Below are 24726 nucleotides of genomic sequence, written 5' to 3'. Positions count from 1 at the left end.
CCTTTGAGGGAATCCTTTTTCACGGATCTCTACCTTTCTATCAAAGCGACGAGTATTTCTTGCGCAGACGCTGGCGAATCAGCTCGGCCAAGGTGTTCATGATGAAGGTGAACATCAGCAGCACCAGCGCGGCCAGGAACAGCACGCGATAGTGGCTGCCGCCGACTTCCGATTCCGGCATTTCCACGGCCACGTTGGCGGCCAGGGTGCGCATGCCCTCGAACAGGTTCAACTCCATCACCGGGGTGTTGCCGGTGGCCATAAGCACGATCATGGTCTCGCCCACCGCACGGCCCATGCCGATCATCAGCGCCGAGAAGATACCCGGGCTGGCGGTGAGGATGACCACGCGGGTCAGGGTCTGCCAGGGCGTCGCCCCCAAGGCCAGGGAACCCAAGGTAAGGCTGCGCGGTACGCTGAACACGGCGTCTTCGGCGATGGAGTAGATGTTCGGGATGACCGCGAAGCCCATGGCGATACCCACGACCAGGGCGTTGCGCTGGTCGTAGGTTATCCCCAGGTCATTGGTGATCCACAGGCGCATGTCGCCGCCGAAGAACCAGCTTTCGAGGTGCGGGCTCATGGTCAGGGCGAACCAGCCGGTGAACAGGATGACCGGGATCAGGATCGCCGCCTCCCAGCCATCCGGGATACGCAGGCGAATCGACTCGGGCAGGCGGGTCCAGGCGAAGCCGGCCAGCAGGATACCGAGCGGCATCAGCAGGAACAGGCTGAACACGCCCGGCAGGTGGCCTTCCAGGTACGGGGCGAGGAACAGACCGGCGAAGAAGCCGAGGATCACCGTCGGCATCGCTTCCATCAGTTCGATCACCGGCTTGACCTTGCGGCGCATGCCCGGGGCCATGAAATAGGCGGTGTAGATGGCCGCGGCAATCGCCAGCGGGGCCGCCAGGATCATGGCGTAGAACGCGGCCTTCAGGGTACCGAAGGTCAGCGGCGACAGGCTCAGCTTGGGCTCGAAGTCGGTGTTCGATGCGGTCGATTGCCAGACGTATTTCGGCTCGTCGTAGTTCTCGTACCACACCTTGCCCCACAGCGCGCTGAAGGAAATTTCCGGGTGCGGGTTGCGCAGGCTCAGCGGCAGCAGCTTGCCGCCTTCTTCGATGATGATTCGGTTGGCACGTGGCGACAGGGCCAGGATGCCAGGGCCTTCGGCGGCCGGCTCGACCAGCAAGGTACGGTGTGCGGTGCTGTGGAACACGCCCAGCTCGCCTGCGGCGTCGAGGGCGACGAAGCCCTTGCGGCGCTCTTCGGCGTCAATCTGCACGACCGCTGCCTTGCCCATCTGGAAGGTGCGGATCAGCTTGAAGCGCGATTCGCCATCCGGGTCACGGGCCATGAACCACTGGGCCAGGCCGCCCTTGGAATCGCCGATGATCAGCGAGATGCCGCCGACCAACTGGGCAGTGGCGGTAATTTCGGTGTCGGCGCTATCAGAAAGCTTGTAGCGGCCGTTCAGGCTCTTGTCGCGCAGGTTGAACACGTCCGCGGTGGCGCGACCGTTGATCACGTACAACCAATGCTGACGAGGGTCGATGAAGATGTTCTTCACCGTTTCGGTCATCTGCGGCAGTTCGATGCGGTTCTGCTCGGTGGTGACCTCTTCGGTCATCATGTTTTCGGTGCGGGTCAGCTCGACCACCTGCAGGTGCGCGCCGGTGGAACCGGCCATCAGCAGGGTGTCGCCATTGACGTTGACGCTGACATGTTCCAGGGCACGCCCCTGCTCGTCGAGCACGAACGGCTGCTCGCCGTACGGGTAGTCGATGCCGGGGGCGATGGTTTTCTTGTTGTCCGGGTAGGTGATCTTGTAAGTGTGGTGGAACACCAGCGCCTGGCCATTGGACAAGCCCAGCACCACCAGTGGACTGCCCGGCTGGTCGGCACTGATCGAAGTGACCTGGGTGCCTGCCGGCAGTGGCAGGTCGACACGCTTTAGCTCGTTACCAGTCTTGGTATCGAAGAACAGTGCCTGGCCCTTGTCCGAAACGCGCATGCCCACCAGGTTCTGCTCTTCAAGCGCGATCATCAGCGGCTTGCCGGCATCCTGTTGCAGCCAGGTCGGCTCCAGGGCTTTCTTGCTGGTCAGCTCGGCGCCCTGGAACAGCGGCAGCACCACATAGGCCAGATAGAAGAAGATCAGGGTGATCGCCGCCAATACGGCAAGCCCGCCCACCAGTACATACCAGCGGGTCAGGCGGTCCTTGAGCGCGCGCATGCGGCGCTTGCGTTGCAACTCCGGCGTATTGAAATCAATCCGCACGGGCTGGGAGTTTTGGGTCATGTTGGAGTTGGCCAGATCATTCATGCGCACACCCTAGCGGTCCCGTGTGACAAAAACATTACAAAGTGATGACGCACGAAAGCCCGCCGCACAGGAAACCTGGCTTCGGACTGGAAATTCGTGGAGGAGGCCGGGCATCAGCACCGGCCTCCCCTCAGTTACTTACTTTTTTGCAACGTTACCTGCGTGGGACAGACCCAGGTCAGCCAGCGTCTTGTCGACGACTTTGGCCGGCAGCGGGATGTAGCCATCCTTCACCACGACCTGCTGGCCGGCTTGCGACAGCACCAGCTTGACGAACTCGGCTTCCAGCGGGGCCAGAGGCTTGTTCGGGGCCTTGTTGACGTAAACGTACAGGAAGCGCGACAGCGGGTAGGTGCCGTTCAGGGCGTTGGCTTCGTTGTCTTCAACGAACTCGCCACCTTCCTTCTTGGCCAGGGCAACGGTCTTGACGCTGGCGGTCTTGTAACCTATGCCCGAGTAACCGATGCCGTTCAGCGAGGAGCTGATCGACTGCACGACCGAAGCCGAGCCAGGTTGTTCGTTGACGTTAGGCTTGAAGTCGCCTTTGCACAGGGCTTCTTCCTTGAAGTAGCCGTAGGTGCCGGATACCGAGTTCCGGCCGAACAATTGTACTGGCTTGTTGGCCAGGTCGCCGGTCACGCCCAGGTCACCCCAGGTCTTGACGTCGGCCTTGCCACCGCACAGGCGGGTGGAAGAGAAGATGGCGTCGACCTGGGCCATGGTCAGGCCTTTGATCGGGTTGTCTTTGTGCACGAACACAGCCAGGGCGTCTACGGCGACCGGGATGGCGGTCGGTTTGTAGCCGTACTTCTGCTCGAAGGCCTGCAGCTCGACGTCCTTCATCTTGCGGCTCATCGGGCCGAGGTTGGCGGTGCCTTCGGTCAGCGCGGGTGGCGCGGTGGAGGAGCCGGCAGCCTGGATCTGGATGTTTACGTTCGGATATTCCTTCTTGTAGGCCTCGGCCCACAGAGTCATCAGGTTGGCGAGGGTGTCCGAACCGACGCTGGAGAGGTTGCCCGAAACACCGGTGGTCTTGGTGTAGGTCGGGATCGCAGGATCGACAGCGGCTACCGCGTTGGCGGTTGCAACGCCAGCGGCGGCAAAGGTGAGGGCCGCCATCAAACGCTTCAGTTTCATGCCTTGCTCCTAGCAGGAATATTGGGGTGTTGGATGGAACGGGCCCAAGTATCTGCAGGCCGCATGAATACGATATGACTCGAATATGACAATTGGATGAAAGGCCATCATCAAAAGCAGGTCTGGCCTCTTCGCGGTTAAAGCCGCTCCAACGGGTGCGGCATTGCCTTGGAACCGATGCGATTCCTGTGGGAGCGGCTTTAGCCGCGAAGAGGCAGCAGCCTTAACGCTTGTTGGCCAGGAGGTACACGCCCACGACCAGACCAACGGCACACAACCCCGCCACATAGTAGGCAGGCGCCATTGGGCTCACTTTCAGCAGCGCAGTCACCACCATCGGCGTCAGCCCGCCGAAGATCGCGTAGGCCACGTTGTACGAGAACGACAGCCCACTGAAGCGCACCACCGCAGGGAATGCCTTGACCATCACATAAGGCACCGCACCGATGACTCCCACGCACAGGCCGGTCACCGCATACAGCGGGAACAGCAGCTCGGGTCGCGCAGGCAGGCTGTGGTAGAAGGTCCAGGAAGTCGCCAGCAGCAACAGGCTACCGATCACGAACACCCGGCCCGCGCCAAAACGATCGGCCAGGCTGCCAGCGCCGATGCAGCCGAAGCTGAGCAGCACGATGGCAAGGCTGTTGGCCTTGAGCGAGTCGGTGGGGCTGATGTGGTAGATGCTCTGCAGCAGCGCCGGGGTCATCAGGATGAGTACCACGATGGCGGCCGACAGCATCCAGGTCAGCAGCATCGACAGGATGATCGCGCCACGATGGTCACGCAGCACCGCGCGCAACGGCAGCTCTTCGGCCAGAGCCTTGCGCTGCTGCATCTCGGCGAACACCGGGGTTTCGTGCAGCCAGCGGCGCAGGTACACCGAAAACAGGCCGAACACACCGCCAAGCAGGAACGGGATACGCCACGCGTAATCAGCCACTTCCTGTGCGCTGTAGACGCTGTTGATCAGGGTCGCCACCAGCGATCCGAGCAGGATGCCCGCGGTCAGGCCTGCGGTGAGGGTGCCACAGGCATAGCCGGTGTTGCGCTCTGGCACGTGCTCGGACACGAACACCCAGGCGCCCGGTACCTCGCCACCGATGGCCGCGCCCTGGATCACGCGCATCAGCAGCAACAGGATCGGTGCCCACATGCCGATCTGTGCATAGGTGGGCAGCAGGCCCATGATCAGCGTTGGCAGGGCCATCATGAAGATGCTCAGGGTGAACATCTTCTTGCGCCCGAGCAGGTCACCGAAGTGGGCCATGATGATGCCGCCCAGCGGCCGCGCCAGGTAGCCGGCGGCAAAAATGCCGAAGGTTTGCATCAGGCGCAGCCATTCGGGCATGTCGGCGGGGAAGAACAGCTTGCCGACCACCGTGGCGAAGAACACGAAGATGATGAAGTCGTAGAACTCCAGCGCGCCGCCCAGGGCGGACAGTGAAAGGGTCTTGTAGTCACTGCGGGTCAGCGGCCGCGAGGGCTGCTCGATACTGCTCGGCACGGAAGTCATCGCTGATTGTTCTCTTTGTAGGCATTCAGGCCGCTTGGCACGCGGCTTCTGGATTGGGAGACAGGCGAAGATAGCAAATTGCTGAGCTGCGCCGGAAGCGATACAAAATCCCTACACATATTCATGAATGCGCGGTCGTCGCTGGCCGTTATGCTCTATATACTGGCAGTTCGTAGGAAATGGTTGCTGCTAGCGTGGGATGTTGTGCGAAAACGCCGGTCATTATGTCAGGCGGTTTCGCAGAGTTTCCCTACGGCCGCTCAGTGAAACGAAATCGGCGTAGTATGTTTCAAGCTGAATCGTTTACCCGGCATTTGCGCCACATCAACGAAAGCGTCACGGGTCAGAGGCCCCATCGCATGATTGAGCTCGAACAAGAAGATCCTATCCCGCAAGGTGACCTTGCCTTGCAGATCACCGCATTGCCGCGCGAGACCAACGGTTTTGGCGACATCTTCGGCGGCTGGCTGGTCGCCCAGATGGACCTGGCCGGTACCGCCATGGCCAGCCGTGTCGCCGGCGGCCGCGTGGCCACCGTAGCCATCGACCGCATGGCCTTTCTGGTCCCGGTCGCCGTCGGGGCGCAGCTGTCGTTCTATACCCAGACCCTGGAAATCGGCCGCAGCTCGATTCAGATGATGGTCGAAGTGTGGAGCGACGACCCGCTGTCCAGCGAATGGCGCAAGGTCACCGAAGCAGTCTTCGTCTTCGTCGCCATCGACGGCAGTGGCCGCACCCGCTCCGTACCTCGTCGCTGAGCCAAGCCGGCGGTAAACTCATTGCATGTGCCCGGGTCCAAGGCCCACTGGCAATCAATGAGATGAATGCAATGGCTACCTTCCAGGTCGTAACCGAGCAACATGGCGAACTCAACTGCTGGCGTATCAGCAGCGACCGAGCCGAACTACTGATCGCCCAGCAGGGCGCGCAGATCCTCAGCTACCAGCGCGTTGGCCAGCCACCGCTGCTGTGGCTGAGCGACCAGGCCATCTTCCGTCAGGGCAAGTCGGTACGCGCCGGTGTGCCGGTGTGCTGGCCGTGGTTCGGCAACCTGCAGCGCAACCCACAGGCCGTGCAGGCCATGTACCATGGCGAACAGCCACCAGCCCACGGCCTGGCGCGCGCGCGCGACTGGCAATTGCTGGGTATCGAGGAAGCGGGCGAAGGCCTGCGCATCGAATTCGAACTGCCGGAAGCGCAGGGTGACCTGCCTGGCTGGCCTCATGACGTCGAGCTGAAGCTGGTAGTGAAGCTGGGCGAGGACCTGCAGCTGAACCTGACCAGCCGCAACATGGGCAATACCCCCGTCACCATCAGCCAGGCTCTGCACAGCTACTTCGCGGTCAGTGATGTGCGCCAGGCGCGGGTCGAAGGGGTGGAGGGGCTGAGCTATATCGAGACCCTGGCTGACTGGGAGCAGCGCCAGCAACAGGGGCCCCTGGCGTTTACAGGGGAGACTGACCGGATCTACCTGGCGACCCCGCAAACCCTTAGCATCGTCGACCCGCATTGGGAGCGGCGCATTACCTTGACCAGCAGCGGGTCGCGCTCGGCAGTGATCTGGAACCCATGGACTGAACGGGCCAGGGAACTGCCGGACATGGCCGACGATGGGTGGCAGCGGATGCTGTGCATCGAGACGGCAAATGTGTGGGATGACCTGGTGGAATTGAAACCTGGGGGCAGCAGCTCGCTGGGGGTCAGGATTGGCTGTGAAATGATCTGAGTTTTGCAGGGCCTGTTCAGGCCCCTTCGCGGGTAAACCCGCTCCCACAGGGCCTCCACAACCTTGAATATTGTGGAGACCCTGTGGGAGCGGTTTTACCGCGAAGGGGCCGGTGCAGGCAATCAGAGGTCTGCATCCTCCACCACCCTCACCTTCTCGGCATCCAGCGCATAGGCCGCATCGGCCAGGTCATTGCTCACCTTCTCCACCTTCAGCTTGCCGCTGACCCACAGTGGTGTGTAGATATCATCGATCTTCAGACCTTTCGGGTAGCGCACCAGCACCAGCTGGTTCGGTGGTGGTGGCGGCACATGAATGCACGCGCCCGGGTAAGGAACCAGGAAGAACAACGTGCTGTTACCCTTGGCATCGCTCTCCAGAGGCACCGGGTAGCCGCCCAGGCGAATATCCTTGCCATTCATGGCCGCCACGGTCTTGGTCGAGTACATCACCGCCGGCAGGCCCTTGCTCTGCTTCAGGCCGCCCTTGTCGGTAAAGGTGCCCATGGCTTCCGGCGAGTTGTGGTCGATATCAGGCATTTGCTCGAGCGCCTGCTGGTCCGACTTGGGCATCAGCTCCAGCCAGTCGGTTTCAGGCAGTTCGGCATGGGCAAGGGCGCTGGCCAACAACAGTGGGGCGAGGAAAAAGGCACGCATGAAAATGCTCGGCAACTCGAATGAATTGCCGTGCATTCTAACCAGTATTCAGCGTTTCTTGATGAATCCGTAGATTACCAACAGGATCACCGCGCCGATCAGCGCGCCAAGGAAACCGGCAGCCTGCCCGGCCTGGTAGATACCCAGCGCCTGGCCGCCGTAGGTGGCGAGCAGCGAGCCGGCAATCCCCAGCAAGATGGTCATTATCCAGCCCATGCTGTCGTCGCCCGGCTTGATGAAGCGGGCCAGCAGGCCGACGATAAGGCCGATGAAGATGGTTCCGATGATACCCATGGCAATCCCTCTGCAGTGAAGATGGAACAAGCCAAAGCCTAGACAGCGCTTTGGCTCGTTGCCATTTCAGAGGGCAAGCCGCTGGTAGAAGTTCGATCAGTTGTCGATCAGGGCTTCTACTTCGGCAATCTTGCGCTCGAGGGTGGCCATGTCGTGGCAGCGCAGGGTGGCGTGGCCAACCTTGCGACCGACCTTGAAGGCCTTGCCATAGTGGTGCAGGTGGCAGTCACCGATGGCAATCACCTTGTCCACCGCCGGCACTTCACCGATGAAGTTGAGCATCGCGCTCTCGCCGACCTTGGCAGTCGAGCCCAGCGGCAGGCCGGCGACGGCACGCAGGTGGTTCTCGAACTGGCTGCACTCGGCGCCTTCGATGGTCCAGTGCCCGGAGTTGTGCACGCGCGGGGCGATCTCGTTGGCCTTCAGGCCGCCGTCGACTTCGAAGAACTCGAAGGCCATCACGCCTACGTAGTCCAATTGCTTGAGCACACGGCCCACGTAGTCTTCGGCCAGGGCCTGCAGCGGGTGCGCCTGGCTGGCGACCGACAGGCGCAGGATGCCGCTTTCGTGGGTGTTGTGCACCAGCGGGTAGAAACGGGTTTCGCCATCACGGGCACGCACGGCCACCAGCGACACTTCGCCGGTGAACGGCACGAAGCCTTCCAGCAGGCAAGGTACGCTGCCCAGCTCGGCAAAGGTACCGACCACGTCCTCAGGTGTACGTAGCACCTTCTGACCCTTGCCGTCGTAACCCAGGGTGCGGGTTTTCAGCACAGCCGGCAGGCCGATACTGGCCACCGCGGCATCCAGGTCAGCCTGCGAGAGGATGTCGGCAAAAGCAGGGGTAGGAATACCCAGGTCGCGGAACATGCTCTTCTCGAACAGGCGGTCACGGGCGATGCGCAGCGCTTCGGCGCTGGGGTACACCGGCACGAACTGCGAGAGGAAGGCCACGGTCTCGGCCGGGACGCTTTCGAACTCGAAGGTGACCAGGTCGACTTCGTCAGCCAGCTGGCGCAGGTGATCCTGGTCGCCGTAGTCAGCACGCAGGTGCTCGCCCAGCGGCGCGGCGCAGGCGTCCGGCGCCGGGTCGAGGAAGGCGAAGTTCATGCCCAGCGGGGTTCCCGCCAGGGCCAGCATGCGGCCCAGCTGGCCGCCACCGATTACACCGATCTTCATGGGTTGAGCCTCAAGCCTGGCGCGGGTCTGGGTTGTCCAGCACGGTGTCGGTCTGCTCTGTGCGGAACTGCTTGAGCGCCGCGTGGTACTGCGGGTACTTGGCGCCGAGGATGCTGGCCGACAGCAGCGCGGCGTTGACCGCACCGGCACGACCGATGGCCAGGGTGGCAACCGGCACGCCGGCCGGCATCTGCACGATCGACAGCAGCGAATCGACACCCGACAGCATCGACGATTGCACGGGCACGCCCAGCACCGGCAGGTGAGTCTTGGCGGCGCACATGCCTGGCAGGTGGGCTGCGCCACCGGCACCGGCGATGATCACCTCGATGCCACGGCCCTCAGCCTCCTCGGCATACTGGAACAGCAGATCCGGCGTACGGTGGGCGGAAACCACCTTCACCTCGTAGGGAATGCCGAGTTTTTCCAGCATATCGGCGGTGTGGCTAAGGGTGGACCAATCGGACTTGGAGCCCATGATCACGCCAACCAGTGCACTCATCGTCGAGCCTCTTCGCTTGTGCGCCCTTGGGCGCGTCAAAAAACAACAAGCCACGCGGGACGACCGGCGTGGCTTGTTTGCTGATCAGGACCGGACGCATCCGGTCGAAAGGCTGCGCAGTATACCGTAAGGTGGTGCGTTTAAGGCACCCCGGCGACCAACTGTCGCCCCTTATTTTTCGGGGCTTTGACTGACTTTTGGGTCAACCATCGCCGCCCCCTCGAGCTTGCGCCATAACAGCCTTACATTGGCCTTGCGCACCAGAGCGCAGCGGTACAGGCGGATTTCCAGTGGCACGTGCCACTGGCTGCCGCCGCAGATCGCCAGCTCGCCCCGTTCCAGTTCGCCACGCATCGACAGGCGCGGCACCCAAGCGATGCCCATGCCCTCCAGCGCCATGCTCTTCAGACTGTCGGCCATGGCGGTTTCATAGACGGTGGTATAGCGCAGGTTGCGCTGACGCAGCAGCAAGTTGACCGAGCGACCGAGGAATGCGCCTGCGGTATAGGCCAGCAGCGGCACGCTGCCCTCGCCTTCCAGGTCGAACAACGGCTTGCCGTCAGCATCCACGGCGCATACCGGCAACATCTCAGTGGTGCCCATGTGCAGCGACGGAAAGATTTCGGCATCCATCTGCAGAGCGGCATCCGGGTCATAGAAGGCCAGCATCAGGTCGCAGCCACCTTCGCGTAATGCATGCACGGCATCTCCGACGTTGGTCGCAACCAGGCGGGTGGCGATGTTCAACCCATCGTTGCGCAACTGGGCCACCCAACGCGGGAAAAAGCCCGATGCCAGGGAATGTGCCGCAGCCACTTGCACCACTTCACCCTGCCCGCCTTCCAGATGATGCAAGTGGCGGAGAATTTCGCTCAACTGGTCGACAACAGTGCGTGCCGTGACGAGAAACAGTTGGCCGGCCTCTGTCAGCTCGATAGGCGTGCGGGAACGATTCACCAATTGCAGGCCCAAGGCTGCTTCCAGGCTGCGAATGCGCCGGCTGAAGGCCGGTTGGGTGACGAAACGCCGCTCTGCCGCCTGGGAAAAACTGCGGGTGGCGGCCAGCGCGCTAAAGTCTTCCAGCCATTTGCTTTCAAGGTTCACGAAGCACATCTCCTGGCGTGCACCAAAATGGAACACGCTCGAATGTCAATTGGCGTCACATGAAACACTATGCCGTTTGTGCATAGGTTAGCGTGCAACAGCATTGGCCGCAAAATCACCTTCAGGCCTAGGATTGGCGCCATTCCGGCATGTGCCGGGTCAAAATCGAGATGATATACATCATGTCCTCCGCTGCATCGTTCCGCGTCGAAAAAGATTTGTTGGGTACCCTTGAAGTTCCTGCAGATGCCTACTACGGCATCCAGACCCTGCGCGCTGCCAACAACTTCCACCTCTCCGGTGTTCCGCTGTCGCACTACCCGAAGCTGGTCGTGGCCCTGGCCATGGTCAAGCAGGCTGCTGCCGACGCCAACCGTGAGCTAGGTCACCTGAGCGATGCCAAGCACGCTGCCATCACCGCAGCCTGCGCCCGCCTGATCAAAGGCGATTACCACGACCAGTTCGTGGTGGACATGATCCAGGGCGGTGCTGGTACTTCTACCAACATGAACGCCAACGAAGTCATCGCCAACGTCGCGCTGGAGGCCATGGGCCACCAGAAGGGTGAGTACCAGTACCTGCACCCGAACAACGATGTGAACATGGCGCAGTCGACCAACGACGCTTACCCGACGGCCATCCGTCTGGGCCTGCTGCTGGGCCATGACGCCCTGCTGGCCAGCCTCGACAGCCTGATCCAGGCCTTTGCTGCCAAGGGTAAAGAGTTCGACCACGTACTGAAGATGGGCCGTACCCAGCTGCAGGACGCCGTACCGATGACCCTGGGCCAGGAATTCCGCGCCTTCGCCACCACCATGACCGAAGACCTGCAGCGCCTGCGCTCGCTGGCTCCGGAACTGCTGACCGAAATCAACCTGGGTGGTACCGCCATCGGCACCGGCATCAACGCCGACCCTGGCTACCAGGCCCTGGCCGTGCAGCGTCTGGCTGCCATCAGCGGCCAGCCGCTGGTACCGGCTGCCGACCTGATCGAAGCCACCTCTGACATGGGCGCCTTCGTGCTGTTCTCCGGCATGCTCAAGCGTACCGCCGTCAAGCTGTCGAAGATCTGCAACGACCTGCGCCTGCTGTCCAGCGGCCCGCGCACCGGCATCAACGAGATCAACCTGCCAGCGCGTCAGCCAGGCAGCTCGATCATGCCAGGCAAGGTCAACCCGGTTATCCCGGAAGCCGTCAACCAGGTGGCCTTCGCCATCATGGGCAACGACCTGGCCCTGACCGTCGCCGCCGAAGGTGGCCAGCTGCAGTTGAACGTTATGGAGCCGCTGATCGCCTACAAGATCTTCGACTCGATCCGCCTGCTGCAACGCGCCATGGACATGCTGCGCGAGCACTGCATCGTCGGCATCACCGCCAACGAACAGCGCTGCCGTGAACTGGTCGAGCACTCGATCGGCCTGGTCACCGCCCTGAACCCGTACATCGGCTACGAAAACGCCACCCGTATCGCCCGCGTTGCCCTGGAAACCGGCCGCGGCGTACTGGAACTGGTGCGCGAAGAGAAGCTGCTGGACGACGCGATGCTCGACGACATCCTGCGTCCGGAAAACATGATCGCTCCACGTCTGGTTCCGCTGAAGGCGTAACCAGGCCGCTGTAAACAGTCTCACCAGGTCGAGGGACTAGACACCTCTCAACCTTTCCAAGGCCCGAGCCTATGCTTCGGGCCTTTTTTTTGCCTGAGGATTTTGGGGCTGCGTTGCAGCCCATCGCGACGCAAGGCCGCTCCTACAGGGACCGCGGCTTGCCTGGCCCTCCGTACTCCGGCACACAACTTGCTCCATAATGCGTCCCAGCCCAACGGGATTACCCAGCATGCTGCACAGCCACCTGACCACCCTCAACGCGGTTTCGCTGATCCTCAACGTCTTCCAGGCAGATGGTTGCGAGGCGTCGGCGCTGCTGGCCGGCAGCGGCATCGGCCCGGCAGACCTGGGCCATGCCGACGCACGCATCACCACCCAGCAGGAACTGCAAGTGTGCGCCAACGCCGTTGCCCGACGCGAGGATATCGGCCTGGAACTGGGCCGGCGCATGCATGTGTCGTGCTACGGCATGCTCGGTTACGCCCTGCTCTCCAGTGCCACTTTGGGTGACGCCTTGCGCCTGGCACTGCAGTATCCGGCACTGCTGGGAACAGTCTTCAAGCTGCGTTTGCTCGACGACGGCCAGCGCGTCTGGTTCAGCGCCAGCGACTACCACGACAGCCCGACGCTGACCGCCTTCAACGCCGAGTTCTGTCTGGTGTCGCTGAAGGTGATCTGCGACGACCTGCTTGGCCGCCCGCTGCCCCTGCTGGCAGCCCGTTTCGAACACCCACGGCCCGGCTACCACGCACTCTATGCCGGGGCATTCCAGTGCCCGGTCGGTTTCGACGACGAGGACAATGCCTTTGCCTTCGAACGGCGCTGGCTGGACACGCCGCTGCCGCTGGCAGACCCGATTACCCACAAGGCCATGAGCGAACGCTGCCGGCGCCTGAACCTGGAGTTCACTGGCCGCCAGGCTTGGCTGGGGAGGATTCGCCAACTGCTGGCCCAGCAACTGGATGCAGCGCCCGGGCTGGAAGGGCTGGCGCGGCAGATGAACTGCTCATCGCGCACTCTGCGCCGGCATTTGCAGGCGCTGGGCAGCAGTTATCAACAGCTGCTGGATGAACTGAGGTTCGAGCGGGCCAAGCAGTTGCTGGCTGATGAGCAAATGCCGATCTATCGGATTGCCGAGTGCCTGGGGTTCAGCGAGACCGCCAGTTTTCGGCATGCCTTCCAGCGTTGGAGCGGTGTAGCGCCCAGCCATTTTCGCGGTTGACCTGTACTGGCCCTTTCGCGGGTGAACCCGCTCCCACAAGTACAGTGTTGCACATGAGTGTGTGCAATCGCTGTGGAAGCGGGTTCACCCGCGAAGGGGCCAGTACAGGCCACCAACAAATTCAGCCAATGAGCTTGGCCACATCAATCCCCTTTTGGCCACTTGCGTCGTTCTCCCCCACTGGCCCGCCCATGAAAATGGGCCCACGCCAGTACCCACCGGAGAACAACAATGCTGACGATCTATTCCGATGACCACCGCCTGCACCACGGCCGCTGCGAGCTGATCGACGGCAAGCTGATGCCGTGTTTCGAAATGCCGTCACGCGCCGACCATGTGCTCGACCAGGTAAAGAAGCGCAACCTTGGCGACATCCAGGGCCCCAGCGACTTCGGCCGCGCACCGTTGCTGCGCATCCACAGCGCCGGCTACCTGGATTTCTTCGAAGGCGCCTGGGCGCGCTGGGCCGCACTGGGCCAGGAAGGCGACCTGCTGCCGTTCACCTGGCCCGCACGCACCCTGCGCCAGGTAAAACCCACCGGCCTGCATGGTGAGCTGGGCTACTACAGCTTCGATGCCGGCGCACCGATCACCGCCGGCACCTGGCAGGCCGCCTACAGCGCTGCTCAGGTCGCCCTGACCGCCCAGGCGGCGATCCAGCAAGGCGCACATTCCGCCTTCGCCCTGTGTCGCCCGCCAGGGCACCATGCCGCCGGCGAAGTCATGGGTGGCTATTGCTACCTGAACAACGCCGCTATCGCCGCCCAGGCCTTCCTCGACCAGGGCCGGCGCAAGGTCGCCATCCTCGACGTCGACTACCACCACGGCAACGGCACCCAGGACATCTTCTACAACCGCAACGATGTGTTCTTCGCCTCGATCCATGGCGACCCGCGCGATGAGTTCCCGTTTTTCCTCGGCCATGCCGATGAAACCGGCGAGGGTGCCGGTGAAGGCTGCAACATCAACTACCCACTGCCGGCCGGGAGCGACTGGGCCGCCTGGAGCGCTGCCCTGGAGGACGCCTGCCAGCGCATCGCTGCCTATGACGCCGATGTGCTGGTGATCTCGCTGGGCGTGGATACTTTCAAGGACGACCCGATCTCGCAATTCAAGCTGGATAGCCCGGACTACCTGGAAATGGGCAAGCGCATCGCCCAGCTCGGCAAGCCGACCCTGTTCGTGATGGAAGGCGGCTACGCTGTGGAAGAAATCGGTATCAACGCGGTCAATGTGCTGGAAGGCTTTCAGCACGCCCAGCCAGGAGCCCGGTAATGGTCCGACTCAAGCGTCTGCTCGCCCCGTTCATCGCCGCTACCCTGTTCTCCTGTGCCCTGCACGCCCAGGCCGAACAGCGCACCCTGCGGGTGTACAACTGGTTCGACTACATCACGCCGCAAACCCTCACCGAGTTCCAGAAAAAAAGCGGTGTGAAGCTGGTCTACGACATCTTCGACACCAACGAGGCGCTGGAAGCCAAGCTGCTGACCGGCAACTCCGGGTATGACGTGGTAGTGCCGTCCAACGTGTTCCTCGCCAAGCAGATCGAAGCGGGAGTGTTTCAGCCGCTGGACCGCAGCAAGCTGCCGAACTGGCAGCACCTGGACCCGGCACTGATGAAGCTGATCGAGGCCAACGACCCCGGCAACAAATTTGCCGTGCCCTACATGTACGGCACCGTGCTGATCGGCTTCAACCCGGCCAAGGTCAAGGCTGCGCTCGGCGACAACGCGCCGGTGGACAGCTGGGACCTGATCTTCAAGGAAGAGAACATCGCCAAGCTCAAGCAGTGCGGCGTGGCCCTGCTCGACTCGCCGTCGGAGATCATGCCGCTGGCGTTGCAGTACCTGGGCTTGCCACCGAACAGCGACAAACCGGCTGATTACAAGAAAGCCGAAGCGCTGATGTTGAAGATTCGCCCGCACATCACCTACTTCCATTCCTCGAAATACATGGCCGACATCGCCAACGGCGATATCTGCGTGGCAGTGGGCTACAGCGGCAGCTTCTCGCAGGCTGCCAACCGCGCCGTCGAGGCTAAGAATGGCGTGGTAGTGGACATGCGCCTACCCAAGGAAGGCGCACCGATCTGGTTCGACATGTTGGCGATTCCGAAGAACGCGGCCAACCCGGAAGATGCCCACGCGTTCATCAACTACCTGCTGCGGGCCGAAGTGATTGCGCCGATCAGTGACTTTGTCGGGTACCCGAACCCGAACAAGGATGCGACCGACAAGGTGAGCCCGGCGATTCGCAACAACCCCAACCTGTATCCGACAGCGGAGGCGATGGCCAAGCTTTATACCCTCAAGCCCCTGACGCGGGATGCCGAGCGGGCTCGGACCAGGGCTTGGACGCGGATCAAGTCCGGTACCTGATTTAGAGCCGGGGGCTGCTTTGCAGCCCAATCGCCGGCAAGCCAGCTCCCACAAGAGCTCCACTGTTTCGAAGCAGATGCAGTACCTGTGGGAGCTGGCTGCTTGCCGGCGATCGGGGCGCACAGGGGCCCTATTCACTTCCTCCAGGCCTTGCGCAAGCGCATCAAAGCCTCGGCAATCTCCCCCTCCGGCACCGCAGCAAACCCCAGCACCAGCCCCGCGCGCTTATCCACAGGCTGCTCGCTGTCCACCAGCCAGAAATTGCTCAGCGGCGTCACCTCCACCCCCACCGCTTCAGCCTTGGCCACCAGCTCCTGCTCCCGCGCAAAGTTATCCACATCGACCTTCACATGCAGCCCGGCCGCCACCTCCGGCATGCCGCCCAAACCCGGAATATCCAAAGGCCAGCCAGCCTTCAGCACATTGCGCCGGCTCAACGCCGCCTTGCGCATGCGCCGGATATGCCGCTGGAAGTGCCCCCGGGCCATGAACTCGGCCATCACGCACTGGCTGCTGACCTCCGAATGCCGCACCGCCAGCGCCCTGGCCTGGCTGAACGCCTGTGCCAGTTGCGGCGGCAATACCAGGTAGCCCAGGCGCAACGCCGGAAAGGCGATCTTGCCGAAGGTTCCGACGTACAGCACCCGTCCGTGCCGATCGAGCGCCGCAAGCGGGGCCAAGGGCGCACCGCTGTAACGGTACTCGCCGTCGTAGTCGTCTTCGATGATCCAGCCATCGCTGTGCTCGGCCCAGGCCAGTAGCTCCAGGCGGCGCGCCAGGCTCATGGTCACCCCGGTCGGGTACTGGTGAGCTGGCGTGACATAGGCCAGCCGGCAATCCATCAGTTGCCCGAGCCGGTGACAGTCCATGCCATCCTCGTCCACCGGCACGCCACACAACCTGCCACCGGCCAGCGCAAAGGCATGCCCGGCTGCGCGGTAACCCGGGTTTTCCACAGCCACACCGTCGCCGGGCTGCAACAGCAACTGTGCACAAAGGCTGATGGCCTGCTGCGCACCACTGGTGATCACAATTTGTTCAGCCGTACAACTCAGCCCACGGGAGCGACGCAGGTAGGCCGCGATCAGTTCGCGCAACAACGGCTCGCCTGCCGGGTCACCATAACCCAATTGCGCCGGAGCCGGGTTGCGCCAGAAACCCGCCTGCAGCTTGGCCCAGACGTCGAACGGGAACAGATCGAACGCCGGAATACCGACACGAAAAGCACGCGGGGCACCGCTTCTCGGGGGCTGAAGATGGTTACTTTTCAGGCGCTCCAAAGGCTCGCTGGAACAGCGCTTGCTGGATAAATCCTCAGTATTCTCTGAGGAAAATGTGGATAAGTCTGTTGATAACCACTGGGATAACCCTGTGGATACTTGTGTGGATAGTTTTGCAGTGGAGAGTTTCGGTAACTGGCTGACATAGGTGCCGTCGCCTACCCGGCTTTCGATGTAGCCCTCGGCATATAGCTGGTCATAAGCCCGGACCACGCTGTTGCGTGACAGCGCCAGCATGGCGGCCAAGTCACGAGTGGCCGGTAGCCGCGTGCCACTGCTCAGGCGCCCGTCCAGCACCCGCGCACGTAGCGCCTGGTATAGCTGCTGGCTGAGCCCGCGACGGCGATCGAGGGCGATCCCGGCAGGGTCGAAAGGCAATACGAAGGGGCGCTCGCTCACGGTATTGGACCTATAAAAACAGCTGTCAATGGCTCTTACTATGAACCAATAGCCTGCCTAGGATGGAGCCATATCACAAGGAAACCGAGCATGTACAACAGCAAACCCCATCAGGAACACGACCTCGGGCGCCTGCACCAGCACATGCTCGACACCCGCCTGGCCATCCTGGTCAGCCAGGGCGAACAAGGCCTGCTGGCCACGCACCTGCCAGTGCTGGTCGATATCGCCGAAGGCAAATTCGGCACCATCTATGCCCACCTCGCGCGGGCCAACCCCCAGTGGCACGACCTGAAGCAAGGTGGCGAAGCCCTGCTGGTGTTCCCCGGTGCCGATGCCTATGTCAGCCCCGGTTACTACCCGAGCAAGGCCGACAACCCCAAGGTGGTGCCAACCTGGAACTACCTGGCCGTGCACGCCTATGGTCCTGCCGAAGTGATCCACGAAGCCGAACCATTGCTGGCCATTGTCAGCCGCCTGACCGAGCGCCACGAGCAAGGCCGCGGCGAACCGTGGAACGTCACCGATGCCCCGCGTGACTACCTCGATGGCATGCTCCGAGCCATCGTCGGCATCCGCTTGCCCATCGCCCGCCTGCAAGGCGCGCGCAAGCTCAGCCAGAACCGCTCCGAGCAAGACATTGCCGGCGTGCGCGAAGGCCTGAGCGCCAGCCCCGATTACCTGGATAACCAACTCGCGGCGCACATGCGCCAACTCTGAAGGAATAGCTCATGTCCAGCGTTACCCTGCGCCCTGTCACCACCCAAGACCATGCTGCCTGGCAGGCCCTGTGGCAGGCCTACTTGCACTTCTATGAGTCCGAATTGACCGAGGAGGTCAGCCTCAGCACATGGCAACGCCTGCTCGACCCGAACGAACCGACCCATTCGGCCTTGGCCTGGGTCGATGGCAAGGCAGTGGGCATGGTCAACTTCATCTACCATCGTACCAACTGGAGTATCGGCAACGCCTGTTACCTGCAGGACCTGTACGTAGACAGCATGCAACGTGGCCTGGGTATCGGTCGCCAGCTAATCGAGCATGTCTACGCTGCAGCCAAGGCCGAAAACTGCAGCAAGGTGCACTGGCTGACCCATGAGACCAACGCCACCGCCATCAGCCTGTACCAACAGGTTGCCGAGCGCTCGGGCTTCATCCAATTCCGCAAAGAGTTCTGAACCGAACATGACCGACGCATTGAACTGGAAACCCGCCGCAGCCCCCCAGGCCGAGCCCATCGACGGCCGCTTCATCCGCCTGGAAAAGCTCGACCCGGCGCGCCATGGCGAAGACCTCTGGGAGGTGCTGCAAGGCCCGGCGGCCGACCCGGTGCTGTGGGACTACCTCCCTTATGGCCCATTCACCGAACGTGCCGCCTTCGACCGTTGGCTGGAAGGTAACGCCGCTGGCCGCGACCCGCTGTTCTACACCGTCATCGACCGCCCCAGCGGCCAGGCCCAAGGCATCCTGAGCCTGATGTCGATCGTGCCCGACCACGGCCGCATCGAAATCGGGCACGTCGCCTTCGGCGCCGCCATGCAGCGTACGCCCAAGGGCACCGAGGCGGTGTACCTGCTGGGCAAGCTGGGCTTCGAGCTGGGCAACCGCCGGCTGGAGTGGAAGTGCAACAACGCCAACGCACGCTCCAAGCGTGCGGCTGAGCGGTTTGGCTTTGTCCATGAAGGAGTGTTCCGCAAGCACCTGGTGGTGAAGGACCACAATCGAGATACGGCGTGGTATTCGATTACCGATGAGGAGTGGCCGGCGCTGGCGACCGCGTTCGAGCGCTGGTTGAGTGAAGAGAACCAGCGGCCGCAAGGCCAGGTGCGGACACTTGAGGACTGCCGTAGGGGGTGAACGGCATAACCGATCACGGGCCGGCAGGCCCGCGGTCGGTGCAAGCCCGGTTATCTGATCGGGCTCGCACGCCTGACGACGCCCATCTGCAAACCGAACGGTTTGAATACCGCGTTCAACGATTTGAGCGTGGGGTTACCGTCCCCCTGCTCGATCTGAATGAGCGTTCGCACGGAAATCTTGCACATCAGCGCAAACTGGGTCTGCTGCATCTTTGCAACTTCTACACGCAGGCGGCGAACGGCAGCACCCAGCTCGATTGTGCCGTCGGCAATACCTTCGCGCACGCCATCGATCATCAGACCTCGGGCATCGATGGAAACCGTCATGCCAACCCCCACTCCGCCATTCGGCGCTCAAGCTTGCCCAGCGCAATCGCCGGGTGATTCATCACTACCTCCGGGAGCCCAAGGCCGGACAAGATATTAGGCAATGCCAATAGGTGCCGGGCCTCCTGACGCAGACGCTGGTAAGCCTCATCCGGATCGATGAATTCGGCCAGCGCAACACAGGCTGCCTGCCAGTCGATTTCGCCTGCTCTTTCGATCAAAGCGGGCCACTTCGTCTGTTCACTGGCCACCGTCTCGATGCCAAGCTGCTGCAACGCCCTGTAATAGAGGTACTCGGCCCGCAGGATCTCCTGATCATCGGCCAAGGCCTGTTGCCTGGCGAACTTGATGAACCAATGGCGACAGGCCCTCTCATCCGCAAGCACCGCGTCCGGGTACAGGTGGCCGTTTTTATCTTCGGTCATCAGCAGCTTTGGCGCCTCTCCACCGGCGCCTGTCGCGCCACCTATGGCCGCGCCCTGCTCGTAGGCGTACTCCAGAGTCATGTAATTGGAGCGTGAGTCGGTACATAAAAAAAGGGGAGCATCCGCTCCCCCGAGGTAAACCGCCAGTAGATGAGGGCTTATCTCAGCCTTCGATCTCGATCAGGATCTCGCCCGGTGTCACGCGGTCGCCCTTGGCCACGTGGATGGCCACGATCTTGCCAGCGATACCCGCCTGCACTTCGGTCTCCATCTTCATCGCTTCGGTGATCAGCACAGCCTGCCCGGTCTTGACCATGTCGCCTTCCTTGACCAGCACATCGACGATGTTGCCCGGCATGGTGGTGCTGACGTGGCCCGGGGCGCTGGCCTGCTTGCGCTTGCTGCTGCCGCCACCGACGAATTCGTTGAGCGGCTCGAACACCACTTCTTCCGGCATGCCGTCGATCGACAGGTAGAAGTGGCGCTTGCCTTCGGCCTTCACGCCCACACCGGTGATGTCGACGCGGTAGGTTTCGCCGTGCACGTCGATGACGAACTCGGTCGGTACGCCTTCACCGCTATGAGACGCCACTGCGCCCGCTTCAGGAATTGGCAGCAGGACTTCAGGGGTCAGAGTGCCGGCTTCGCGTTCTTCGAGGAACTTACGGCCAATGTCCGGGAACATGGCGAAAGTCAGCACGTCTTCTTCGCAACGGGCCAGGGCGCCAATATCGGCACGCAGCTTGGCCATTTCCGGCTTCAGCAGGTCGGCCGGGCGCACATCGATCACTTCTTCACTGCCGATCGCCTGACGGCGCAGCTGCTCGTTGACCACGCCCGGAGCCTTGCCGTAACCGCCTTGCAGGTACAGCTTCACCTCGTTGGTGATGGTCTTGTAGCGCTCGCCGGCCAGCACGTTGAAGAACGCCTGGGTACCGACGATCTGCGAGGTCGGGGTTACCAGTGGCGGGAAGCCGAGGTCTTCACGCACGCGCGGGATCTCTGCCAGCACCTCGTTCATGCGGTTTAGGGCGCCCTGCTCCTTGAGCTGGTTGGCCAGGTTGGAAATCATGCCGCCCGGTACCTGGTTGACCTGCACGCGGGTATCCACAGCGGTGAACTCGCTTTCGAACTGGTGGTACTTCTTGCGCACGGCATAGAAGTACAGGCCGATTTCCTGCAGCAGTTCCAGGTCCAGGCCGGTATCGAATTCGCTGCCCTTGAGCGCGGCAACCATCGACTCGGTGCCTGGGTGGCTGGTGCCCCAGGCGAAGCTGGAGATGGCGGTGTCGATGTGATCGGCGCCGTTTTCCACAGCCTTCAGCTGGCACATGGCGGCCAGGCCGGCAGTGTCATGGGAGTGGATGAACACCGGCAGCGACTGCTCTGCCTTCAGTGCCTTGACCAGTTCGCCGGTGGCGAACGGGGTCAGCAGGCCGGCCATGTCCTTGATCGCGACCGAGTCGCAACCCATGGCTTCCATCTGTTTGGCCTGGTTCACGAAAGCTTCGATGGTGTGTACGGGGCTGGTGGTGTACGCGATGGTGCCCTGGGCGTGCTTGCCGGCAGCCTTGACCGCTTCAATGGCCACGCGCAGGTTACGTACGTCGTTCATGGCATCGAAGATGCGGAACACGTCGATACCGTTGACCGCTGCCTTGGCGACGAACGCCTTGACCACGTCGTCGCTGTAGTGGCGGTAGCCCAGCAGGTTCTGGCCGCGCAGCAGCATTTGCAGGCGGGTGTTGGGCAGCGCCGCGCGCAGCTTGCGCAGGCGCTCCCACGGGTCTTCCTTGAGGAAGCGCACGCAGGCGTCGAAGGTGGCGCCACCCCAGACTTCCAGCGACCAGTAGCCGACCTTGTCGAGCTTGTCGCAGATCGGCAGCATGTCTTCGGTACGCATGCGGGTGGCCAACAGGGACTGGTGGGCGTCGCGCAGGATCGTGTCGGTTACGTGAATTTTCTTGGACATTATGGGGTTCCTCACAGGCCTGCGTGGGCGGCGATGGCGGCAGCGATGGCCAGGGCCAGCTCTTCGGGTTTGCGCTTGATCGAGTAGTTGGTCAGTTCAGGGTGGCTTTCGACGAAGCTGGTGTTGAACTGGCCGCTACGGAATTCCGGATTGCGCAGGATTTCCTGGTAGTACGCGGCGGTGGTCTTCACCCCTTGCACGCGCATGTCGTCCAGGGCCCGCAGGCCGCGGTCCATGGCTTCTTCCCAGGTCAACGCCCACACCACCAGTTTCAGGCACATGGAGTCGTAGAACGGCGGAATGGTGTAGCCGGTGTAGATCGCCGTGTCGGTACGCACGCCCGGGCCGCCGGGGGCGTAGTAACGGGTGATCTTGCCGAAGCTGGGCAGGAAGTTGTTCTTCGGGTCTTCGGCGTTGATGCGGAACTGCAACGCGTAACCGCGGTGCTGGATGTCTTCCTGCTTGACCGAGAGCGGCAGGCCCGAGGCAATGCGGATCTGCTCACGGACGATGTCGATACCGGTGATTTCCTCGGTGATGGTGTGCTCCACCTGCACTCGGGTGTTCATTTCCATGAAGTACACCTCGCCATCGGCGAGCAGGAACTCCACGGTACCGGCGTTCTCGTAGTTGACCGCCTTGGCCGCACGCACCGCCAGGTCGCCGATGTAGGCGCGCTGCTCGGGGGTGAGCTGGGGGCTCGGGGCAATTTCGATGAGTTTCTGGTTGCGGCGCTGGATCGAGCAGTCGCGCTCGAACAGGTGCACGACGTTGCCAAAGCTGTCACCGAGGATCTGCGCCTCGATGTGCTTGGGGTTGACGATGCACTTTTCCAGGAACACTTCCGCGGAACCAAAGGCCTTGGTAGCCTCGGAGATGACGCGAGGGAAGTTCTGTTCCAGTTCTTCACGGCTGTTGCAACGGCGAATACCACGGCCGCCACCACCAGAGGTGGCCTTGAGCATGACCGGGTAACCGATGCGGTCACCTTCGCTCAGGGCTTCGTGAATATCGGCAACGTTGCCTTCGGTCCCCGGAGTTACCGGTACACCGGCGGCGATCATGGTGCGACGCGCTTCGGTCTTGTCGCCCATGCGGCGAATGACCTCGGCGGCCGGGCCGATGAACTTGATACCGCGCTCGGCGCAGATCTCTGCCAGTTCAGCGTTTTCCGACAGGAAGCCATAGCCCGGGTGCAGGGCATCACAGCCGGTTTCCACAGCCAGGTTCACCAGCTTGCGCGGGTTCAGGTAACCGGCCAGCGGCTCGGCACCAATGCTGTGGGCTTCGTCGGCGCGCTTGACGTGCAAGGCATGACGGTCGGCATCGGAATAGATCGCGACAGAGCGAATGCCCATTTCGGCGCAGGCACGGACAATCCGAACTGCGATTTCACCCCGGTTGGCGATCAGGATTTTTTTTATCACTGGAGTCTTCCCAAAGCCGTAGGAACAGTCGAGCCGGTTCTACCGGTCGGCGCGTGACCAGACGTTGCTGGCCAGTCGCACATTCACCCTAGCGCTGTAGGTTGATAAACAAAAATCAATATTTGTTAGGGGCTGTATTAGCAAAAGCTTATAGTGCGGTAACAAGGTGTTGCCGAAGGGCGGATAAAAATGCGTAAGTCCTTGATGCGTATGACTTTGCGTCAATTACAGATCTTCAACGAGGTGTGCGATTTGCGTTCGTACAGCCGTGCGGCGGAAGAGATGGCGCTGACGCAACCCGCCGTAAGTCTACAGATCCGCCAGCTCGAAGAGCTGATCGGCCAGCCGCTGTTCGAGTACGTGGGCAAAAAACTCTACCTGACTGAAGCTGCCGAGGCCCTGCAACGCGCCAGCCGCGATATCTTCGGGCGCCTGGAGAGCCTGGACATGCAGTTGTCGGACATGCAGGGCTCATTGCAGGGGCAGTTGAAACTGGCTATCGAATCCAGTGCCAAGTACTTCGTGCCACACCTGTTCGCGGCCTTCAAGCAGCGTCACCCGGAGGTCAACCTGACCCTGACGGTGGTCAATCGCGCCCAGGCCATCCGCCGCCTTTCGGACAACCGCGATGATCTGATCATCATGTCCATGGTGCCGCAGGACATGGGCCTGGAGTTTCTGCCATTCCTCAACAACCCGATCGTCGCGGTGGCGCCGCCCGAGCACCCGTTGTGCAAGCTGGAACAACTGCGCCTGCAGGACCTGGAGCCTCATACCCTGCTGGTCCGCGAACAGGGTTCGGGCACGCGCAAGGCTTGCGAGGAATACTTCAAGGACAAGCGCGTGCATTTCACCCAGACCTTGGAGGTGGCTTCGGCCGACGCCCAGCGCGAGTGCGTGATTGCCGGCCTTGGCATTGCCCTGCTTACCCGCCATGCGGTCAACCTGGAGCTGGCCACCGGGGTGCTGAGGGAGCTGCCTGTGGAGGAACTACCGCTGTACCGCAGCTGGTGCGTGGTGCAGTCCAAGGCCAAACGGCAGTCGCCGGTGGCCTTGGCCTTCCTGGCGTTCATCCGTAGCGAACGTGCACTGATCAGCGCACTGGTTGAGCGTTTTTCGGGGAAGCTGCTGCCGACGCCTGCCAGACCGTGAGCTCTCGCAGCTCGGGGTAGTCCACGAGTTCGCGAAGCAGTTGACGTTGGTCGCAATAGCTCTCGATCGCGCGGCGGTATTCCATGCGGCGCTGATCCTTTTCCTGCTGCTTGCGAGCCTTGGCGCTGGGTTGGTACGTACCGTCGAAGTCACGAGCCATTGCCTGTCTCCCTGATAGGATGCGGGGAGTTTCAGACTGGCTTTGATGGTTTACGGTTTGGCTGTGGAATGGTGACAA

The 24726-nt window shown here is 62.1% G+C and carries 23 protein-coding genes and 1 pseudogene; 10 read left to right on the top strand and 14 right to left on the bottom strand.

The genetic code is table 11. The features are described 5' to 3' along the window. Positions 1–40: 40 nt before the first annotated feature. The 3 genes from CAF92_RS13285 to CAF92_RS13275 form a co-directional block, all read right to left on the bottom strand. Positions 41–2329 (bottom strand): ABC transporter permease subunit, encoded by a 2289-nt coding sequence (locus tag CAF92_RS13285; RefSeq protein ID WP_085601092.1) that lies wholly within the window; start codon positions 2327–2329, stop codon positions 41–43. Positions 2330–2467: 138 nt separating this feature from the next. Further along, positions 2468–3466, bottom strand: coding sequence for a phosphate ABC transporter substrate-binding protein PstS (locus CAF92_RS13280; RefSeq protein WP_013974822.1), 999 nt, complete (start codon positions 3464–3466; stop codon positions 2468–2470). Between the two features lie 223 nt (positions 3467–3689). Then, the gene (locus CAF92_RS13275) at positions 3690–4979 is read right to left on the bottom strand and encodes an MFS transporter (protein WP_046613715.1); all 1290 of its coding nucleotides are present in this window, start codon (positions 4977–4979) and stop codon (positions 3690–3692) included. 359 nt (positions 4980–5338) lie between these two features. Between CAF92_RS13275 and CAF92_RS13270 the strand changes: the two genes are divergently transcribed. Together CAF92_RS13270 and CAF92_RS13265 are read left to right on the top strand one after the other, a co-directional pair. Beyond that, a complete protein-coding gene (locus CAF92_RS13270) occupies positions 5339–5737 on the top strand; it encodes an acyl-CoA thioesterase (RefSeq protein ID WP_003253317.1) in 399 nt (132 codons plus the stop codon). A gap of 71 nt (positions 5738–5808) precedes the next feature. Next, entirely contained in the window at positions 5809–6705 is an 897-nt protein-coding gene (locus CAF92_RS13265) for a D-hexose-6-phosphate mutarotase (RefSeq protein ID WP_085601091.1), read from the top strand. 122 nt (positions 6706–6827) lie between these two features. On the opposite strand, the gene CAF92_RS13260 is transcribed toward CAF92_RS13265, so the two are convergent. The 5 genes from CAF92_RS13260 to CAF92_RS13240 form a co-directional block, all read right to left on the bottom strand. Next, entirely contained in the window at positions 6828–7361 is a 534-nt protein-coding gene (locus CAF92_RS13260; RefSeq protein ID WP_178081789.1) for a DUF3299 domain-containing protein, read from the bottom strand. A gap of 48 nt (positions 7362–7409) precedes the next feature. Next, on the bottom strand, positions 7410–7655 hold the full coding sequence (locus tag CAF92_RS13255) for a GlsB/YeaQ/YmgE family stress response membrane protein (RefSeq protein ID WP_012274863.1): 246 nt from the start codon (positions 7653–7655) through the stop codon (positions 7410–7412). 96 nt (positions 7656–7751) lie between these two features. Then, positions 7752–8834 carry a 5-(carboxyamino)imidazole ribonucleotide synthase gene (locus tag CAF92_RS13250; RefSeq protein WP_085601089.1) on the bottom strand — a complete coding sequence of 361 codons (1083 nt, stop codon included), beginning with the start codon at positions 8832–8834 and terminating at the stop codon, positions 7752–7754. Between the two features lie 10 nt (positions 8835–8844). Further along, positions 8845–9336 carry a 5-(carboxyamino)imidazole ribonucleotide mutase gene (purE, locus tag CAF92_RS13245; RefSeq protein WP_003253304.1) on the bottom strand — a complete coding sequence of 164 codons (492 nt, stop codon included), beginning with the start codon at positions 9334–9336 and terminating at the stop codon, positions 8845–8847. Positions 9337–9507: 171 nt separating this feature from the next. Next, positions 9508–10440, bottom strand: a complete 933-nt coding sequence (locus CAF92_RS13240; protein WP_161797629.1) for a LysR substrate-binding domain-containing protein — start codon at positions 10438–10440, stop codon at positions 9508–9510. Between the two features lie 182 nt (positions 10441–10622). On the opposite strand from CAF92_RS13240, the gene aspA reads away from it, so the two are divergent. From aspA to CAF92_RS13220, 4 genes are all read left to right on the top strand, one after another. Next, positions 10623–12047, top strand: coding sequence for an aspartate ammonia-lyase (gene aspA, locus CAF92_RS13235; protein ID WP_003260072.1), 1425 nt, complete (start codon positions 10623–10625; stop codon positions 12045–12047). A 229-nt stretch (positions 12048–12276) separates the two neighbouring features. Beyond that, positions 12277–13269, top strand: coding sequence for an AraC family transcriptional regulator (locus tag CAF92_RS13230; RefSeq protein WP_085601088.1), 993 nt, complete (start codon positions 12277–12279; stop codon positions 13267–13269). A 231-nt stretch (positions 13270–13500) separates the two neighbouring features. Beyond that, complete coding sequence (locus CAF92_RS13225) at positions 13501–14544, top strand: histone deacetylase family protein (RefSeq protein ID WP_085601087.1); 1044 nt, start codon at positions 13501–13503, stop codon at positions 14542–14544. Further along, positions 14544–15647, top strand: coding sequence for a polyamine ABC transporter substrate-binding protein (locus CAF92_RS13220; RefSeq protein ID WP_085601086.1), 1104 nt, complete (start codon positions 14544–14546; stop codon positions 15645–15647). The genes CAF92_RS13225 and CAF92_RS13220 overlap by 1 nt, the downstream gene beginning before the upstream one ends. Positions 15648–15781: 134 nt before the next feature. Here CAF92_RS13220 and CAF92_RS13215 read toward each other — a convergent pair whose 3' ends face one another. After that, a complete protein-coding gene (locus CAF92_RS13215) occupies positions 15782–17326 on the bottom strand; it encodes a PLP-dependent aminotransferase family protein (protein ID WP_085601085.1) in 1545 nt (514 codons plus the stop codon). 90 nt (positions 17327–17416) lie between these two features. Here CAF92_RS13215 and CAF92_RS13210 point away from each other — a divergent pair, with 90 nt between their 5' ends. The 3 genes from CAF92_RS13210 to CAF92_RS13200 are packed head-to-tail and all read left to right on the top strand — an operon-like array spanning position 17417 to position 19183. Next, complete coding sequence (locus CAF92_RS13210) at positions 17417–18046, top strand: FMN-binding negative transcriptional regulator (RefSeq protein WP_085601084.1); 630 nt, start codon at positions 17417–17419, stop codon at positions 18044–18046. Between the two features lie 11 nt (positions 18047–18057). Then, positions 18058–18504: a GNAT family N-acetyltransferase gene (locus CAF92_RS13205; RefSeq protein ID WP_046615352.1), complete on the top strand. Its 447-nt coding sequence runs from the start codon at positions 18058–18060 to the stop codon at positions 18502–18504. Positions 18505–18511: 7 nt separating this feature from the next. Continuing rightward, entirely contained in the window at positions 18512–19183 is a 672-nt protein-coding gene (locus tag CAF92_RS13200) for a GNAT family N-acetyltransferase (protein ID WP_085601083.1), read from the top strand. A 50-nt stretch (positions 19184–19233) separates the two neighbouring features. On the opposite strand, the gene CAF92_RS13195 is transcribed toward CAF92_RS13200, so the two are convergent. From CAF92_RS13195 to CAF92_RS13180, 4 genes and pseudogenes are all read right to left on the bottom strand, one after another. Continuing rightward, on the bottom strand, positions 19234–19512 hold the full coding sequence (locus CAF92_RS13195) for a helix-turn-helix domain-containing protein (protein ID WP_046615350.1): 279 nt from the start codon (positions 19510–19512) through the stop codon (positions 19234–19236). Then, positions 19509–20012, bottom strand: a pseudogene (locus CAF92_RS13190) (type II toxin-antitoxin system HipA family toxin); the annotation flags it as partial. The gene CAF92_RS13195 and the pseudogene CAF92_RS13190, both read right to left, overlap by 4 nt. Positions 20013–20100: 88 nt before the next feature. Next, on the bottom strand, positions 20101–21909 hold the full coding sequence (oadA, locus tag CAF92_RS13185) for a sodium-extruding oxaloacetate decarboxylase subunit alpha (protein ID WP_085601082.1): 1809 nt from the start codon (positions 21907–21909) through the stop codon (positions 20101–20103). An 11-nt stretch (positions 21910–21920) separates the two neighbouring features. Further along, complete coding sequence (locus tag CAF92_RS13180; protein ID WP_013974837.1) at positions 21921–23336, bottom strand: acetyl-CoA carboxylase biotin carboxylase subunit; 1416 nt, start codon at positions 23334–23336, stop codon at positions 21921–21923. Between the two features lie 189 nt (positions 23337–23525). Between CAF92_RS13180 and CAF92_RS13175 the strand changes: the two genes are divergently transcribed. Beyond that, positions 23526–24488: a LysR family transcriptional regulator gene (locus tag CAF92_RS13175; RefSeq protein WP_085601081.1), complete on the top strand. Its 963-nt coding sequence runs from the start codon at positions 23526–23528 to the stop codon at positions 24486–24488. Here CAF92_RS13175 and CAF92_RS13170 read toward each other — a convergent pair. After that, the gene (locus tag CAF92_RS13170; protein WP_080958475.1) at positions 24430–24648 is read right to left on the bottom strand and encodes a PA3496 family putative envelope integrity protein; all 219 of its coding nucleotides are present in this window, start codon (positions 24646–24648) and stop codon (positions 24430–24432) included. The two genes, CAF92_RS13175 and CAF92_RS13170, sit on opposite strands and share 59 nt — an antisense overlap. Positions 24649–24726 lie beyond the last annotated feature (78 nt).

The sequence above is a fragment of the Pseudomonas sp. B10(2017) genome, from assembly GCF_002113295.1.
GTDB lineage: Bacteria > Pseudomonadota > Gammaproteobacteria > Pseudomonadales > Pseudomonadaceae > Aquipseudomonas > Aquipseudomonas pudica.
This window is presented reverse-complemented; position numbering and strand designations above follow the sequence as displayed.

Coding starts and splice junctions, on each gene's coding strand:
- purE (WP_003253304.1), bottom strand. CDS start 9,336: ATGAGTGCACTGGTTGGCGTGATCATGGGCTCCAAGTCCGATTGGTCC.
- CAF92_RS13270 (WP_003253317.1), top strand. CDS start 5,339: ATGATTGAGCTCGAACAAGAAGATCCTATCCCGCAAGGTGACCTTGCC.
- CAF92_RS13285 (WP_085601092.1), bottom strand. CDS start 2,329: ATGAATGATCTGGCCAACTCCAACATGACCCAAAACTCCCAGCCCGTG.
- CAF92_RS13220 (WP_085601086.1), top strand. CDS start 14,544: ATGGTCCGACTCAAGCGTCTGCTCGCCCCGTTCATCGCCGCTACCCTG.
- CAF92_RS13225 (WP_085601087.1), top strand. CDS start 13,501: ATGCTGACGATCTATTCCGATGACCACCGCCTGCACCACGGCCGCTGC.
- CAF92_RS13280 (WP_013974822.1), bottom strand. CDS start 3,466: ATGAAACTGAAGCGTTTGATGGCGGCCCTCACCTTTGCCGCCGCTGGC.
- CAF92_RS13265 (WP_085601091.1), top strand. CDS start 5,809: ATGGCTACCTTCCAGGTCGTAACCGAGCAACATGGCGAACTCAACTGC.
- CAF92_RS13230 (WP_085601088.1), top strand. CDS start 12,277: ATGCTGCACAGCCACCTGACCACCCTCAACGCGGTTTCGCTGATCCTC.
- CAF92_RS13275 (WP_046613715.1), bottom strand. CDS start 4,979: ATGACTTCCGTGCCGAGCAGTATCGAGCAGCCCTCGCGGCCGCTGACC.
- CAF92_RS13175 (WP_085601081.1), top strand. CDS start 23,526: ATGCGTAAGTCCTTGATGCGTATGACTTTGCGTCAATTACAGATCTTC.
- CAF92_RS13260 (WP_178081789.1), bottom strand. CDS start 7,361: ATGCGTGCCTTTTTCCTCGCCCCACTGTTGTTGGCCAGCGCCCTTGCC.
- CAF92_RS13205 (WP_046615352.1), top strand. CDS start 18,058: ATGTCCAGCGTTACCCTGCGCCCTGTCACCACCCAAGACCATGCTGCC.
- CAF92_RS13200 (WP_085601083.1), top strand. CDS start 18,512: ATGACCGACGCATTGAACTGGAAACCCGCCGCAGCCCCCCAGGCCGAG.
- CAF92_RS13210 (WP_085601084.1), top strand. CDS start 17,417: ATGTACAACAGCAAACCCCATCAGGAACACGACCTCGGGCGCCTGCAC.
- CAF92_RS13170 (WP_080958475.1), bottom strand. CDS start 24,648: ATGGCTCGTGACTTCGACGGTACGTACCAACCCAGCGCCAAGGCTCGC.
- CAF92_RS13195 (WP_046615350.1), bottom strand. CDS start 19,512: ATGACGGTTTCCATCGATGCCCGAGGTCTGATGATCGATGGCGTGCGC.
- CAF92_RS13255 (WP_012274863.1), bottom strand. CDS start 7,655: ATGGGTATCATCGGAACCATCTTCATCGGCCTTATCGTCGGCCTGCTG.
- oadA (WP_085601082.1), bottom strand. CDS start 21,909: ATGTCCAAGAAAATTCACGTAACCGACACGATCCTGCGCGACGCCCAC.
- CAF92_RS13250 (WP_085601089.1), bottom strand. CDS start 8,834: ATGAAGATCGGTGTAATCGGTGGCGGCCAGCTGGGCCGCATGCTGGCC.
- aspA (WP_003260072.1), top strand. CDS start 10,623: ATGTCCTCCGCTGCATCGTTCCGCGTCGAAAAAGATTTGTTGGGTACC.